General features: G+C 34.0%; 15 protein-coding genes. 9 read left to right on the plus strand and 6 right to left on the minus strand.

What is annotated here, in order from left to right:
- Nucleotides 1–117: 117 nt before the first annotated feature.
- From CF599_RS13655 to CF599_RS13675, 5 genes are all read right to left on the minus strand, one after another.
- Nucleotides 118–1,497 carry a di-heme oxidoredictase family protein gene (locus CF599_RS13655; protein WP_121966567.1) on the minus strand — a complete coding sequence of 460 codons (1,380 nt, stop codon included), beginning with the start codon at nucleotides 1,495–1,497 and terminating at the stop codon, nucleotides 118–120.
- Between the two features lie 84 nt (nucleotides 1,498–1,581).
- Complete coding sequence (locus tag CF599_RS13660) at nucleotides 1,582–2,658, minus strand: imelysin family protein (RefSeq protein ID WP_121966568.1); 1,077 nt, start codon at nucleotides 2,656–2,658, stop codon at nucleotides 1,582–1,584.
- Nucleotides 2,659–2,684: 26 nt separating this feature from the next.
- Nucleotides 2,685–4,019 (minus strand): autotransporter outer membrane beta-barrel domain-containing protein, encoded by a 1,335-nt coding sequence (locus CF599_RS13665; RefSeq protein WP_121966569.1) that lies wholly within the window; start codon nucleotides 4,017–4,019, stop codon nucleotides 2,685–2,687.
- A gap of 312 nt (nucleotides 4,020–4,331) precedes the next feature.
- Nucleotides 4,332–5,351: a low specificity L-threonine aldolase gene (locus tag CF599_RS13670; RefSeq protein WP_121966570.1), complete on the minus strand. Its 1,020-nt coding sequence runs from the start codon at nucleotides 5,349–5,351 to the stop codon at nucleotides 4,332–4,334.
- Nucleotides 5,352–5,562: 211 nt separating this feature from the next.
- Nucleotides 5,563–6,372, minus strand: a complete 810-nt coding sequence (locus CF599_RS13675; RefSeq protein WP_121966571.1) for an AraC family transcriptional regulator — start codon at nucleotides 6,370–6,372, stop codon at nucleotides 5,563–5,565.
- Between the two features lie 76 nt (nucleotides 6,373–6,448).
- Here CF599_RS13675 and CF599_RS13680 point away from each other — a divergent pair, with 76 nt between their 5' ends.
- On the plus strand, nucleotides 6,449–7,003 hold the full coding sequence (locus CF599_RS13680) for a hypothetical protein (RefSeq protein ID WP_121966572.1): 555 nt from the start codon (nucleotides 6,449–6,451) through the stop codon (nucleotides 7,001–7,003).
- Nucleotides 7,004–7,100: 97 nt separating this feature from the next.
- Here CF599_RS13680 and CF599_RS13685 read toward each other — a convergent pair whose 3' ends face one another.
- Complete coding sequence (locus CF599_RS13685; protein WP_121966573.1) at nucleotides 7,101–7,763, minus strand: thiamine diphosphokinase; 663 nt, start codon at nucleotides 7,761–7,763, stop codon at nucleotides 7,101–7,103.
- Between the two features lie 123 nt (nucleotides 7,764–7,886).
- Here CF599_RS13685 and CF599_RS13690 point away from each other — a divergent pair, with 123 nt between their 5' ends.
- The 8 genes from CF599_RS13690 (at nucleotide 7,887) to CF599_RS13725 (ending at nucleotide 13,794) form a co-directional block, all read left to right on the plus strand.
- Nucleotides 7,887–8,195 (plus strand): rhodanese-like domain-containing protein, encoded by a 309-nt coding sequence (locus CF599_RS13690; RefSeq protein ID WP_121966574.1) that lies wholly within the window; start codon nucleotides 7,887–7,889, stop codon nucleotides 8,193–8,195.
- Between the two features lie 158 nt (nucleotides 8,196–8,353).
- Nucleotides 8,354–9,232 (plus strand): diacylglycerol kinase family protein, encoded by an 879-nt coding sequence (locus CF599_RS13695; protein WP_121966575.1) that lies wholly within the window; start codon nucleotides 8,354–8,356, stop codon nucleotides 9,230–9,232.
- Nucleotides 9,233–9,343: 111 nt separating this feature from the next.
- Nucleotides 9,344–10,747, plus strand: coding sequence for a dihydrolipoyl dehydrogenase (lpdA, locus tag CF599_RS13700; protein ID WP_121966576.1), 1,404 nt, complete (start codon nucleotides 9,344–9,346; stop codon nucleotides 10,745–10,747).
- 124 nt (nucleotides 10,748–10,871) lie between these two features.
- Nucleotides 10,872–11,447 carry a hypothetical protein gene (locus CF599_RS13705; RefSeq protein ID WP_121966577.1) on the plus strand — a complete coding sequence of 192 codons (576 nt, stop codon included), beginning with the start codon at nucleotides 10,872–10,874 and terminating at the stop codon, nucleotides 11,445–11,447.
- Between the two features lie 128 nt (nucleotides 11,448–11,575).
- Complete coding sequence (locus CF599_RS13710; protein WP_121966578.1) at nucleotides 11,576–11,977, plus strand: hypothetical protein; 402 nt, start codon at nucleotides 11,576–11,578, stop codon at nucleotides 11,975–11,977.
- 2 nt (nucleotides 11,978–11,979) lie between these two features.
- Nucleotides 11,980–12,522 carry a DNA-3-methyladenine glycosylase I gene (locus tag CF599_RS13715; protein ID WP_121966579.1) on the plus strand — a complete coding sequence of 181 codons (543 nt, stop codon included), beginning with the start codon at nucleotides 11,980–11,982 and terminating at the stop codon, nucleotides 12,520–12,522.
- A 116-nt stretch (nucleotides 12,523–12,638) separates the two neighbouring features.
- Nucleotides 12,639–13,433 carry a HipA family kinase gene (locus CF599_RS13720; RefSeq protein WP_121966580.1) on the plus strand — a complete coding sequence of 265 codons (795 nt, stop codon included), beginning with the start codon at nucleotides 12,639–12,641 and terminating at the stop codon, nucleotides 13,431–13,433.
- A complete protein-coding gene (locus CF599_RS13725; RefSeq protein ID WP_121966581.1) occupies nucleotides 13,420–13,794 on the plus strand; it encodes a DUF3037 domain-containing protein in 375 nt (124 codons plus the stop codon). Before CF599_RS13720 ends, CF599_RS13725 begins: the two co-directional genes overlap by 14 nt.

A 13,794-nucleotide genomic window follows, 5' to 3' on the forward strand; every position in this document is an offset into this window, starting at 1 on the left:
TACTAAAAACTCAGGTAAAATCATTTTTATAAACTCAATATAGTTTTCCACGTTTATTATTTATCATTACAAAGATCTGTAGTTTTTAATTCACACACAACTTTTGAGATTGATCCGTTAAAGTGAATTTAAGAAGGCTAGTAAGTCTTCTCTATCTTTCTTACTTAGTTGTTTAAACTTATCTTTAGATTGCTGTGCTTCACCACCATGCCAAAGTATAGCCTCTGTAAGGTTTTGAGCTCTACCATCGTGTAAGAATTGAGTATGGCCATTGACTAAATACTGAAAACCAATTCCCCATAACGGTCTTGTTTTCCATTCTTGCCCATTGGCTAAGAAATCAGGACGACCATCTGCTAATTCTTCTCCCATATCGTGTAATAACATATCGGTATAAGGATAGAATACTTGGTTTGCTAATGCCTTTATGGAGCTATGGCCAGTTCTTTGTTTAGGTTTATGACATTTAGCACAATTGATTGTTTCGAATATTTGCGCTCCCTTTCTAACTTCTATATTATCGTGAAAACGAGAAGCAGGTACAGCTAAAGTTTGTGTATAAAAAGTAACTGCATCAGCGATATCATTTGTTATCTCTAGTCCGCTATTTAAGCCATCACTACCATTACTCTGCCCATAACCTGTTTCTCTTGGAAATACATAGTTAGTGATTCCCATATCGTTATTAAAGGCTGCAGTACATTGTTCTAATAAAGAAGCAGTGTTAGCTTTCCACCCGAAACGGCCTAGTTTACGCTGCTTAGTTACTGCGTCAAATACATAATTTGCCTTTCCAAAGATTCCATCTTTATTAGCGTCATTTACATCTACATCAGCTAAAATATCTTGCTCAGGTATAGCCTCTAATAATCCTAATCCAAAAACAGGAGAACCAATACGAGGTGAGATTAGTATATTACTAGGAACCGGAATATAGGAGTCTATCAAACTATAATGAGGTTTGCGCAATATGACCTTAGTTCCATCTGCTAGTACTTCAACAATCTCAGAATAGGTAACATTAAATTTGGCTTCTGGTTGTACGCCAAATACAGCTTGATTTTGTACTTGTAGACCAAAACCTGGAACTGACACAGGGCCTCCATTCTCAGCTATACCAGGCAAACTTACGCGAAAAAAGAAACCACTTCGCGTACTTAATTCTGTAGGAAATGGTGCTCTTCCATCTTTTGGGTGGCAAGATATACACGATGAATTATTAAATATAGGGCCTAATCCACCATTAACAGGATTAGGAGGAGTAACATAGACAAACTCAAATACCTGATCACCTGTAAGGTGTAAAGCTAAATCAGCAGGAGATAGGTTAGGGGCTGGCATACCGTAAGCATTACTGGTATTAATAAAAACTGTTGTTTCTCCACCAGCTAATCTTCTTTCATTTAAAGAAGGAAGTTTTTCATATTCTGAGGAATCATCACTAGAACAGGAGGTTAATAGCAATAGGAGCAAAAAAGGGAGAGAAATATATTTCATAACTAAATATTTTAATAATTTAAGAGTCTGTTTATCTTGCAAACAGACTCTTAAACTAGGTGTGTTCTACTTAAGATGCTTAACCTATAATGAATTCACAAAAGGTTTAAGTTTAGATTTAAGTAGTTTAGTAAGTTCATTTACACTGTTTTGAGCCTTGATTACTTGAGGTCTATTGCTGTAAATAGCTTGCGTAAAAGTCCCAGGTATATCATCTATAGCTTTAATAGCATCCGTAATCGCTGCTTTTACCTCGTTATCTAGTGCCTTGTTTTTCTCTGCTACTATAGTAGATAATCCTTGTGCTGATTTGTCATATTTCCCTAAGTAGATATTCTCGATACCTCTAATGTTATCAATAAAATCTTCTTTAGAATTATTGCTAAAACGAGATTCTTCTTTTTCTGGATACGGAACACTTCCTTCAGAATTTAAAGGATCTTCTATTTTACCAGATGCTACTTCATCCGAGATAGTGATTAACCCTTCAACTATTTCTTCTAATGCAGCTATTCGTGAAGGATATTTTTTAGATCCCATCCCAGCTGTATTGAAAACAGCAGCATAGTTACCTCCGTCAGTTTTCCATTCGTTATATAATAATTTAGTGTTATTCTGTAAATCTTCAGAAGCTGCTTTAAGATATTCCTTCTGTCTAGCTGTAATTTGATCAGCTTTTTTAGTTCCATCTTCTCCCCATAATAAGAATTCGATTAAGTGGAATCCTCTAGCTTCATTATTAGAATTAATTAAAGCTGGTGTAATAGGTAGATTACTTTTTAGAATATTATTCATCGCTTCTACATCTACAGGCCAAGTATCCATAGCTGGATCAATACCATTATCCTCAACAGGTCCATATAAAAAACCTTCAGATAATTCCCATGGTTTACGCGTATCCACCCAAGCTTTTTTAGCCAGCTCTAAGTTTTGTTGAGTAGGTGTAGTATTAAATGTATTAATCGCTTTATCTAATGCTATAGCCTTGTTATTTAAATCTTTGTATGTCTCAATTATTACATTACCTGTAAGATCTGTAATGACAGACGTATGAAATTTGTCTTTGCTATCGTCTATAGTATTTGTATCATCATTATTACTACAGTTAGCCATGATAAAAGACATTGTTACTAGTCCTAAGGTTAAAAATTTGTTTCTCATTATGTGTGATATTTAGTGTGATTAAATTAAAATGTAAATCCTATTCCTGCAGTGAAAGTATTCTCACGTTGTTTTTCTCCTGTATTTAAAGAAGTAATCGGATCATAGTGGTCTGAGCCTAGTCTTCTAGAAGAATAATGTGCTTTCACTACTACTTGTGGGTGTACGAACCAATTGATACCTCCAGTTATGACGCTTCTTTCCCATCTAGGTTTGCGTACCACAGCACCTTCTGTTTTATACATTGTGTCGTAGTATTCGTATCTCATAAAAGGATAAAGTTGTTGAGAAGTCTTGAAGTTAAATAAGTGCAATACTTCATATCCTATATCTCCAGAGAACCCAATCATAGATTTTCCAACAGGTGTTCTCTTCACTCCTAAGTTATTAGATAGGTTCGCATTCTTTCTACTTACTATATTAGAGTTTTCAATATTTCCATATAAGAAGACAGAGCTAAACTTTAAGTAGTTCTCATCATAGCTGACGTGCCCTTCGAATATGGTAACATAAGCAGATACGTCCATGTCTTTTTTAGGTCTATTGGCAGCAGCATCATTAACATAAGCAGCAACTCCAGCAAAAGTGTTCTTGTTTTTTCCGAATTTATAATCTAGACGAGCGGTAAATGCTAGGCTATTGCCTACAGCCATTTCAAAACGGGTTTGGTAACCTCTTTTTACCCAGTTACGAGAACTAAATCCTGTTGCATCTAGGCCATTTGTTATCGATAATTCGTAACGAAGGCGATCTTTTAAAAAGTTACCATAGAACTGGATACCATTCTCATACCAACCAAGTGGAAGCATTTCGTTCTCCATTTCTTGTCGATGAGCTGTAAAATAGTTCGTTGGCCTGTCAAGGTTTTGTGCTAGGTTAAAGTGAAGCTTCATACGTCCTGCACGAACATTAAAGTAGGGGCGAATTTTAAAGTCAATATATATCTGCTCTAGCTTAACTTCTCCACCTGATTCAATTTCTTTCTCATATTCTCCAAACTCTTCTTGGGTATCAAGCTCTATGGTAGAACCTGTACCACCATGTTCGAATTCGATCTCTGTTTTTAAACTAATCCAATCATTAAAGTGATAACCTAAATAAAGGTTTAGTCTCTCTGCGTCAAACTTGTTCTTAATATTAGGATCAGTATCATATTTGCCATAATTATAATAATTTATAGCTCCGTAACCACTAAGAGTAAAGTTATCCCAGCTTAGAAGTCTTTTTTTATCCTCCTTAAGCTCTTTGATAATTTCTTTCTTTAATTCATCCTTTAAGATTTGTCGTTGGATAGAGTCGTTTTGTTGTGCATAAGTAAAAAAACATTGGAAGATAATACACGTAAGTAGTTTTGCTTTCATTTTACTTTATAGATAAGTTAATAAGTACTATTTCCATTCAAAGATATGCTTATTTAGATTTGTTAAAAGTAAAATAACAATATAAATTAACTTAATTTTAAAGATTTTTATTAGTTTTTATCTATTTCATCCTTTTTACGGTGTTAATCAACTATTCTATTGGCATAATATTAATACTGCTTATTTTCTTATTTATAATTATTCTTTTTACTTCTAAAATACAAGAAGGCAATTAATGTTTCGTTTTTTCCAAAAAAAAGCCTCAAAGAGTTTATTCTCTTTGAGGCTTTAAGTCAGTTATTTTAAATAGAATTACTCTATCATTTCAATAAATTCAGTAACAATTCTTTCGTGTGTTGCCCAAGAAGTAATTAGTCGAATAGCGGCATGCTTATCATCTATTACTTTCCAAGTGAAAAAATCATATTCTTTATTTAGTTTTTCAATCAATGAGATTGGTAGGATAGGGAATATCTGATTAGTAGTAGAGTCTACTAAGAATGAGTACCCCTTAGCTTTAAAGGCTGCTGTTAACCTAGCTGCCATTGTATTAGCATATTTGGCTAAGTCAAAGTATAAGTCGTCTTTAAAAAGCTCTAGAAACTGTATTCCTAATAATCTACCTTTGGCTAGTAAAGCGCCTCTTTGTTTTAGATTGTAATCAAAGTAAGTAGCTAGTTCAGTATTACTAAATACAATTGCCTCTCCAAATAACGCTCCATTCTTCGTTCCACCGATATAAAAGACATCTGATAAGCTAGCGATATCCTCTAGAGTAAGCGTATTGTCTTCTGCCATCAGTGCATGCCCTAACCGCGCACCATCTATAAATAGGTATAAACCAAGTTGTTTACACATAACAGAGATAGCTTCTAGTTCTGCCTTAGTATAGATAGTCCCTAATTCTGTAGAGTTAGAGATATAAACCATCTTAGGCTCTACGACATGAGGCCTTAATCCGTATTCTCCATAAGTGCGCTCGATATCTTGAGCAGTTATTTTACCATTAGTAGGAGGTACAGCGATGACTTTATGTCCTGTAGCTTCTATAGCCCCCGTTTCATTAGCAAAGATATGTCCTGTCTGAGGAGCAATAACTGCCTGATGTGTACGTAGGATAGAAGAAATAACTAATAAGTTGGCCTGTGTTCCTCCTGATACTAAGAATATACTAGCATCTTGATTACCTATTTTATTTTTAATAAGCTGTTTCGCTTCTTTAGTGTAATCATCCTCTCCATAACCTGCTTGTTGTACTAGGTTACTCTCTACTATTTTATATAATATACTAGCGTGAGCTCCCTCAGCGTAGTCATTCTTAAAGCTATACATAGTTTCTTTCGTTTAGTTTATTTTACAAAAGTAAGGTACAAAAAGGAACTTAAATAGGATGTAATAAACCTGTTAGTAAATTGTAAACTTTTTTGTGATGTCGTGATGTTGTAATGGTGTGGAGTTGTGGAGTCGTACAAATAAGCTTTTATAGTTTAATCAACTCATAAAAGCTTATTTATCTCTAACAAAAAGCCAAAATCACAAAAACCTATTTCAGTGATTTAAAAGTAGCAGGAGTCATACCATACTTTGCTTTAAAGACTTTAATAAAATGACTCTCATCTGAGAAACCACATTGATAGGCTATTTCAGCATTGTTCATTGTATTAGTTAGTAGCAAGTCTATTGCTCTCTCTAGTTTTTGTGTTCTTAGAAACTCTCCGAAGCTCATATTAAAGTATTGAGGGAACTTTCTAGAGAGATATACAGGGTGCAATTCTAATTCCTCAGCAAGATAATTTAGCGAAAGTAGTTCCCATCGCTCTTCTCTTATGATTTCTTTTAATTTATTCACCCACAGTGGTGTGTCAGATTTCTCTGTAGTTGTATTTAGCCTAGTTATTTGTGCAAAAGCTTGTAATAACAACCCATCTACAGCTAGATTAGTAGCCTTATCTGCCAATTGAGATTCTACGTGTATCTTATTAAAGATAGTCTGAAGACTAGGATCTTTTAAGAGGAAGTTTCCCTCTATAATACTTGGTGACAAATCATATTTTAAGAACCACTCTGTAGGTAGTTCTATATGAAGGAAGTCAAAATCTTCTTGAATATCCTTATTATAATGTGGCTCTTGACTATGATGATATAGTAAGCTCTTAGGGGTTAATTCTAATGCTCCTTTCTTAGTTACCTCATTAAGATGACCATTTAGATTATATAAAAAATAGGCGTGCTTATGATAATGCCATCGTATATGCGCATTAGCAGTAGCATTCGCCTTACTCAGGATAACATCTTTAACTATTAACTGTTGTTTGCGCTCTCCGAAGTGTTCTCCCTCTTTTAAATAATCCATAGCTTTTTACGTTATTACTTTTACAAAGATATTATTCTTTAACTTTATAAAATATCTAATTCTAAAAACAAAAGATATGAAAACTAAGTTATTCTGTTTAGCCTTACTGTGTATTTCTTTCTCTCTACATGCACAGAATTCTAAAGAAAAGTATAAAGGAGAGTTTCCTATTTACCTAGATAAGACGCCTTATGACAAGGCTTTAATTAAGATAGATGATCAATTTTATACTCATCAGAGCCTACTAGGTATTAATAAAAATACTATTAAACCAATCGCTCAAGAGAAGTATGAGTATGAAAATAATGGCACTAAGTTTAAGGAGATACTTTTATTTAAAACACTTGAAAAAATTGAATTAATAACACTTGCTGAATTAGAAGAGACTTATTTAAGTGATTTTAAAGATAAGAACTTGATTTATATTCTAAGAGGTGATATTATTAATCAAGATAGCAAGAGAACTGTAGTACAGAAGGATTATATTCACAAGATAGTTATTGAACAAATAGCTAATGACAGAACTGATAAGGAAACTTATTTAGTTAAGATATTATTTAAGTTTAAAGAAAACCCTAATCCTAAAATTACATTTAAAACAATAAACTACGAACTACTAAATAAAGAGTAGAGGGGGAGTAGATAATCTTTCAATCAGTACAAAGTCTGAAGTCTTCGTACTGATTGAAGGTATTTAAATTATAGCATACTCAGTAATCTCACTTACTTTAGTCATGGCATTCCATCATTAGTAGGCTACCATTCTTATATTGAATAGTCACTAGGCCATCTTCTAATACAGAATTACTACTACCTGTACGTTCACCTATGACTAATGATTCATCACTAAGAGGGTAGAGTAGGTTAGTACTAGTGATATTAGTGACCTCTCCTACAGGGATAAGCGATATAATAGTATCCTTCTCATACCACTTCTTAAATTCTTTATTTAATGTATAAATACGCGAGTAGTCATCATACATTGTTATCTTCAGTTCCTCTTTATATTTGACGATACTCGTTATATTAGTGATAGTGTGATCAGCGCGTTTACCAGTAGCCCAGATTACATTAGCAGCCGGAATACCTCTTTTGATAAGATAATTAAACGCTTTATCTAAGTCAGTAGAGTTTTGATCAGCTATGTGTACTATCTCAATAGGATATTGTCTTTCTCTATAAGAATCAGCATCAAAATCTCTATCGAAGTCTCCAATCAAGACATCTACCTTGATACCTAGTTCTATCACTCGTTCTATAGCAGAATCTAGTACAACTACTAAGGGAGACCATTCAAGTAGCTGTCCCATAAGTTCTTGGCTACATGCTGCACCATTAGCAATAATTAAAGCAGGTTCTTGGTCATCTCTGACGATGTGATGTGAAGACATATTGTGTTGTTTTAAGAGAGCAAATTAAGGTATAATGTAGGATATAGACTCAATTTATTTTAAAAATATTTCATTTGAAATAGAATAACTTTATATTTGACACAATTACTAAAAGAACAAACAATGACAAATTTATCACAAGAGCAGTGGTGGGAAAAAGCGCAAGCTGACACTAACGCTGTTATATTAGACGTACGTACAGAGGAAGAAGTAGAAGAAAAGGCAATCCCTGGATCTATTAATATTGATATCTATAAAGGACAAGGATTTTTAGATGAAGTAGGTGGATTAGATAAAAGCAAAGCATATTATGTATACTGCAAAGCAGGTGGAAGAAGTAGCCAAGCATGTCATTTAATGGAATCATTAGGATTCGAAGAAACACATAACCTTCTAGGTGGTATCACTGAATGGGAAGGACCTACAGTATAAGTAGTATAATCTACAAGTAGAAGAAATATAAATTAGAGCCAACTGCATAAGTTGGCTTTTTTTATGATTTAACTATTGAGATAGCTTTTGTATATTTGTGACTTCATAGAAAAACACAGACTATTCAAGGTGTAGCTATGGCATATTGAAATCCTATTATGAAGAAAATCTTTTTTATCGTTAACCCTATTTCTGGAAAAGGGAAGCACAATATCACTTTAGAATATATTAAAACGCTATTTGACGAGAAATCATTCGATGTACACGTACTTAATTCTACCTATAAAAGACATGCTGTTACTTTAACACAGGAGGCACTAGCCGCTAATGCCGATATTATTGTGGCATGTGGTGGAGATGGCACAATCCATGAGGTAGCAACAGAAGTAGTGGGTAAAGATGTTATCTTCGGAGTAGTACCTGTCGGGTCAGGTAATGGATTAGCTTCTAATCTATCTATTCCTAAAGATATAGAGAAAGCAATACTGCGCGTTAGAGATGGAAAGGTAATGAATATGGATGTCGGATGTGTGAATGGGGAGTATTTCTTTAGTAATATGGGCTTCGGGATAGACGCTACTATTATAGATAATTATGAGAAGTCTGGAAAGAGAAAACTAGGTGCTTATATTAAAGCTGCTTTACACTCAGCACAACATTATAAGACTAAAAGAATGTTAGTTACTTATAATGGGCAGACTAAGGAGGTAAATCCTTTATTATTGTTTATCTCTAATTCTAATGAGATGGGATATAATATGTCACTTACTCCTAAGGCTAGTTTGACTGATGGATTACTAGACTACCTAATGGTGCCTAAAATCAATATCTTTAAACAACTAACTTTTGGTCTTTATGTTATCTTAAAGAAAACGGAAAAGTTTAGAAAAACAGACTATGTTCAAACAGATAAAATCACTGTAGAAATAGTAGGTCAAGAAAAGAATGGGTTTCAAATGGATGGGGAGTACTATGAGTACGACACTAACAAATTTGAGATATCAATGATTAAAGGAGGACTAAGAGTTTTGTACTAATAGCGATAATCCTTGAAAAAAACAGAAACTTTAAAGTATACTTTTAGTGAAATTATATAAAAAGTGTAACTTTGTCAAGTATATAAAAACAACATATAAGTAAAATATATTATGAATTCATTTGATGTAGTTGTAATTGGTTCAGGACCTGGAGGATATGTAGCAGCAATTCGTTGTGCACAGTTAGGATTTAAAACTGCTATCGTAGAGAAGTACTCTAACTTAGGAGGAACTTGTCTTAACGTAGGATGTATCCCTTCTAAAGCATTATTAGCATCTTCTCACCACGTAGAAGAGATGGCTCATTTTGCTGATCACGGAATAGAAATCACTGGAGAAGTGAAGTTCGATTTATCAAAAATGATCGAAAGAAAACAAGCAGTAGTTGATCAAACATCATCAGGTGTTAAGTACCTTATGGATAAGAACAAGATTACTGTATTTGAAGGAGTTGGATCATTTGAGAACGCAACTACTATCAATGTAACAAAAGCAGACGGAACTGTAGAATCATTTGAAGCAAAGAATACAATCATTGCTACAGGATCTAAACCATCTACTTTACCATTCATTACTTTAGATAAAGAAAGAGTAATTACTTCTACTGAAGCTTTAAAATTACCAGAAGTACCTAAACACTTAATCGTAATCGGTGGTGGTGTTATTGGACTTGAGTTAGGTCAAGTTTACATGAGATTAGGTTCTAAAGTATCTGTAGTAGAATATGCTGATAGAGTATTACCTACGATGGATAGCGCTGTATCTAAAGAATTAACTAAAGTGCTTAAAAAAGCAGGGATGAAGTTCTATACTTCTCACAAAGTACAAGGTGTAGTACGTCAAGGTGATGTAGTAACTGTAACTGCAGAAGATAAAAAAGGAGAAATCGTTACTTTAGAAGGAGATTACACATTAGTAGCTGTAGGACGTCGTCCTTATACTGATGGGTTAAACGCTGATAAAGCAGGGATCAAATTAACTGATAGAGGACAAGTAGAAGTGAATGATCACTTACAAACTACAGCTTCTAATATCTACGCTATCGGTGACGTAGTACGTGGTGCTATGCTTGCTCACAAAGCAGAAGAAGAAGGAGTAATGGTAGCTGAATTCTTAGCTGGTCAAAGACCTCATATCGATTATAACTTAATCCCAGGTGTTGTTTACACATGGCCAGAGGTTGCTTCAGTTGGTAAAACAGAAGAGCAATTAAAAGCTGAAGGAATTGAGTATAAAGCTGGTAGCTTCCCATTCAAAGCTTTAGGACGTGCAAGAGCAAGTGCTGAAACTGATGGATTAGTTAAAATATTAGCTGATAAAAATACGGACGAAGTATTGGGAATCCACATGGTAGGTGCTCGTGCTGCAGACTTAATCGCTGAGGCAGTAGTAGCTATGGAATTCAGAGCATCTGCAGAAGATATCTCTAGAATGTCTCACGCTCACCCAACTTTCGCAGAAGCAATTAAAGAAGCTGCGTTAGCTGCAACTGATAACAGAGCATTACACGTGTAAGTAATTACAGGTATTAAATATAGAAGCCCAAGTATAATCTACTTGGGCTTTTTTATTTTGGTATAGTATGTTTTGTATTGTTAATTTAATTATGTTTGTATTAACAATCGTTTAACAACTAAATATGAAGAAATATTTAATTCTAGTTATTGCAATAATAGCTGTATCATGTAGTAAAAGTGATGACAACAATACTAAGGCAGACCCAATATTTGATGCTCCTTATACTGCATTAAAAAATTTAAGTGAACTACCAGTAGGTAATCTAAAGTATGCTGGAAATAAAGTAGGTAATCTACCTGTAGGACTACTAGAAGCTAATAATAGTACTTGTAAGAGATTAGACCTACTAGTTGTAGATCAGCAGAAGGTTGTGCTTAAGTATCACGTGTTTGAAAGTAAAGATAATAAAGACTGTAAGCTTATTTGGGATTATCCAGAACAGATTGCTATTAGTCCAATTGTAGAAGCAGGGAAGATGCCTAGCGTAGTAAGTATTCTATCTAATAGACCTGCTACTAAAGAAGAATTAGAGAAAGATCCAGAAACTAAATATTATCTTCAAACCAAACAAGTTTACAAAGGGGATCTAGAAGTAGGATTTCAAGCGGGATATCTAAGAATAGAAGATAAGATATCAAATAGTACTGAAGGAAATTTAAACAAAGGAAAGTCTTATTTATACTTTCATATAAAATAATTTAACTAGAGCCAATTAAGTCAACTTAATTGGCTCTAATTATTTAGAAGAATAGCAGAATACTAACAATATATTGGCTTTTAATACGCTATTTTATTAGTAGATTTGTTTCTATAAAAATGAGATAAATGATTAAGTTTAATAAAGAGACCAAACAATTAGAGATTAATGACAACTATAAAGGAAGATTAACTTCTTCTAGAGTGATGTCTATTTCTATTCTTATATTAGGTTCAGTAAGACTATATACTGCTAATTGGCAACAGCCTAATGAGATGGATTATGTCTTCTGTATTGTTGTAGCTATGTTCTTATATATCGTAGTGAAGAACTTTTTAGTAAGTACCTCTATTAGCAATATAGACAAACACGACATTAAGTATGTAAAAATGCCTAAGGGATTAGCCACTAAAGCCGTAGTTAAACTTAATAATAGGAAGACTAGAGATATCTATGGACTTAAGTCAGTAGATGCGAAGAACGCTTTCAGAAAGGTATTAGTAGACGCTAAGATAAAAGTACTTAACTAACAATGGCTGTCAAGAAACACTACTGCGACTTCTGTAATGAACTTCCGCCAGACTCTGATAATCCGAATAAGTTTTATCACGATCATGAATATGGTTTTGAGTTAACAGATGACAATGAGTTATTCGAACGCTTAGTCCTAGAGATTAATCAGGCAGGCCTTAGCTGGAACACTATCTTACAAAAGAGAAAGAACTTTCAACTTGCCTATGCAGGATTTGATATTCTTAAAGTAGCTAACTTTAAGGAGAAGGATATAGAGCGACTATTACAAGATAGTGGTATCATACGCAACAAATTAAAAGTAAATGCAGCTATTTATAATGCAAATCAAATTATAACTCTACAGCAAGCGCATGGTAGCTTTAAACAATGGTTAGACCAACATAAGGCGTTAGAGTTAGCAGACTGGGTGAAGTTATTTAAAAAGCACTTTAAATTCGTAGGAGGGGAGATAGTTAATGAGTTTCTAATGAGTACAGCATACTTACCCGGTTCTCATCGATTCGACTGCCCTACACATAAAAAGACAATATTTTACAAATAAGAGGTAAACTCTTAAAAAATGCAAATAGCGTCAGTATAAAATTTAACTCTCAAAGTAAGTTACTTTGGGGGTTTTTTAGTTAATATTGCACAATATTTCTATTAGAAACAAAGCAAATGGAGAATAAAGCAGGTCTAAGGACTGTAACAGTTACAAGATATATTATGCCGTTGCGAGAAGGAGGATCACTTCCTGCTCTTGCAGAAGCAGATGATGACTTTAAGTATGTCTTAAAGTTTAGAGGAGCTGGACATGGTGTGAAGGCACTTATAGCAGAACTATTAGGTGGTCTTATTGCTCAGCAGTTGGGCTTACAAGTACCTGAACTTGTATTTGCAGAATTAGACGAAGCTTTTGGAAGAACAGAAGCTGATGAGGAGATACAAGACTTACTTCAATTTAGCAAAGGACTAAACTTAGGACTTCACTTTCTATCTGGAGCATTGACTTATGATCCTTCTGCTTTAGTAATAGATAGTAAACTAGCCTCGCAGATTGTATGGTTAGATGCATTTATTACTAATGTAGATCGTACTTTTAGAAATACAAATATGCTTATTTGGCATAAGGAACTTTGGTTAATCGATCATGGTGCAGCATTCTATTTTCATCATTCATTTACGAATTGGGAGAAAAGTGCCTTAACGCCATTTACTTTTATAAAGGATCACGTTCTTCTACCTGTGGCAAATGACCTAGATATAGTAGATAATGAGCTTAAAGTTTTACTTCAAGGTGATGTGCTTAAAACCATTACTAATCAGATACCTAGTGATTGGTTAGAATGGAAGGAGAGTGACTTAAATCCTGAAGAAATCAGAGCTATATATCTAGCATTCTTACAGAGCAGGCTAGCTAATTCGGATATATTTGTTAACGAAGCTAAAAAATATCGCAATGCAGGTATATGAGTATTCAGTAATTAGATATACACCTAAAGTCGAAAGAGAGGAGTTTATCAACATAGGGGTATTAGTATTCTGTAAGTCAAAGCGAACACTTGTGTCTGCATTTTATTTAAATGAGACAAAAATTAATTGTTTTGAAAGTGAGTTAGACTTCGAAACTTTAAAGATGCACGTAGATGCTTTTGAGCGTATAGCTAAAGGAACTTGCAAGAGTTCACCTATAGCCTTACTTGATGTTGCAGAGCGCTTCAGATGGCTGACAGCTGTGAAGAGTTCAGCGATACAAGCTTCTCGCCCTCATCCAGGATTGACAGAAGATGTAGAGGGAGTATTAAACCGTTTATTTAAAGAATTAGTTCTATAA

Origin of the sequence: Myroides sp. N17-2, from assembly GCF_002286775.1 — a bacterium.
GTDB lineage: Bacteria > Bacteroidota > Bacteroidia > Flavobacteriales > Flavobacteriaceae > Flavobacterium.

Bases quoted from the DNA above. Each gene is read 5' to 3' on its own strand.
- CF599_RS13655 (WP_121966567.1), bottom strand. From the start codon at position 1,497: ATGAAATATATTTCTCTCCCTTTTTTGCTCCTATTGCTATTAACCTCC.
- CF599_RS13660 (WP_121966568.1), bottom strand. From the start codon at position 2,658: ATGAGAAACAAATTTTTAACCTTAGGACTAGTAACAATGTCTTTTATC.
- CF599_RS13665 (WP_121966569.1), bottom strand. From the start codon at position 4,019: ATGAAAGCAAAACTACTTACGTGTATTATCTTCCAATGTTTTTTTACT.
- CF599_RS13670 (WP_121966570.1), bottom strand. From the start codon at position 5,351: ATGTATAGCTTTAAGAATGACTACGCTGAGGGAGCTCACGCTAGTATA.
- CF599_RS13675 (WP_121966571.1), bottom strand. From the start codon at position 6,372: ATGGATTATTTAAAAGAGGGAGAACACTTCGGAGAGCGCAAACAACAG.
- CF599_RS13680 (WP_121966572.1), top strand. From the start codon at position 6,449: ATGAAAACTAAGTTATTCTGTTTAGCCTTACTGTGTATTTCTTTCTCT.
- CF599_RS13685 (WP_121966573.1), bottom strand. From the start codon at position 7,763: ATGTCTTCACATCACATCGTCAGAGATGACCAAGAACCTGCTTTAATT.
- CF599_RS13690 (WP_121966574.1), top strand. From the start codon at position 7,887: ATGACAAATTTATCACAAGAGCAGTGGTGGGAAAAAGCGCAAGCTGAC.
- CF599_RS13695 (WP_121966575.1), top strand. From the start codon at position 8,354: ATGAAGAAAATCTTTTTTATCGTTAACCCTATTTCTGGAAAAGGGAAG.
- lpdA (WP_121966576.1), top strand. From the start codon at position 9,344: ATGAATTCATTTGATGTAGTTGTAATTGGTTCAGGACCTGGAGGATAT.
- CF599_RS13705 (WP_121966577.1), top strand. From the start codon at position 10,872: ATGAAGAAATATTTAATTCTAGTTATTGCAATAATAGCTGTATCATGT.
- CF599_RS13710 (WP_121966578.1), top strand. From the start codon at position 11,576: ATGATTAAGTTTAATAAAGAGACCAAACAATTAGAGATTAATGACAAC.
- CF599_RS13715 (WP_121966579.1), top strand. From the start codon at position 11,980: ATGGCTGTCAAGAAACACTACTGCGACTTCTGTAATGAACTTCCGCCA.
- CF599_RS13720 (WP_121966580.1), top strand. From the start codon at position 12,639: ATGGAGAATAAAGCAGGTCTAAGGACTGTAACAGTTACAAGATATATT.
- CF599_RS13725 (WP_121966581.1), top strand. From the start codon at position 13,420: ATGCAGGTATATGAGTATTCAGTAATTAGATATACACCTAAAGTCGAA.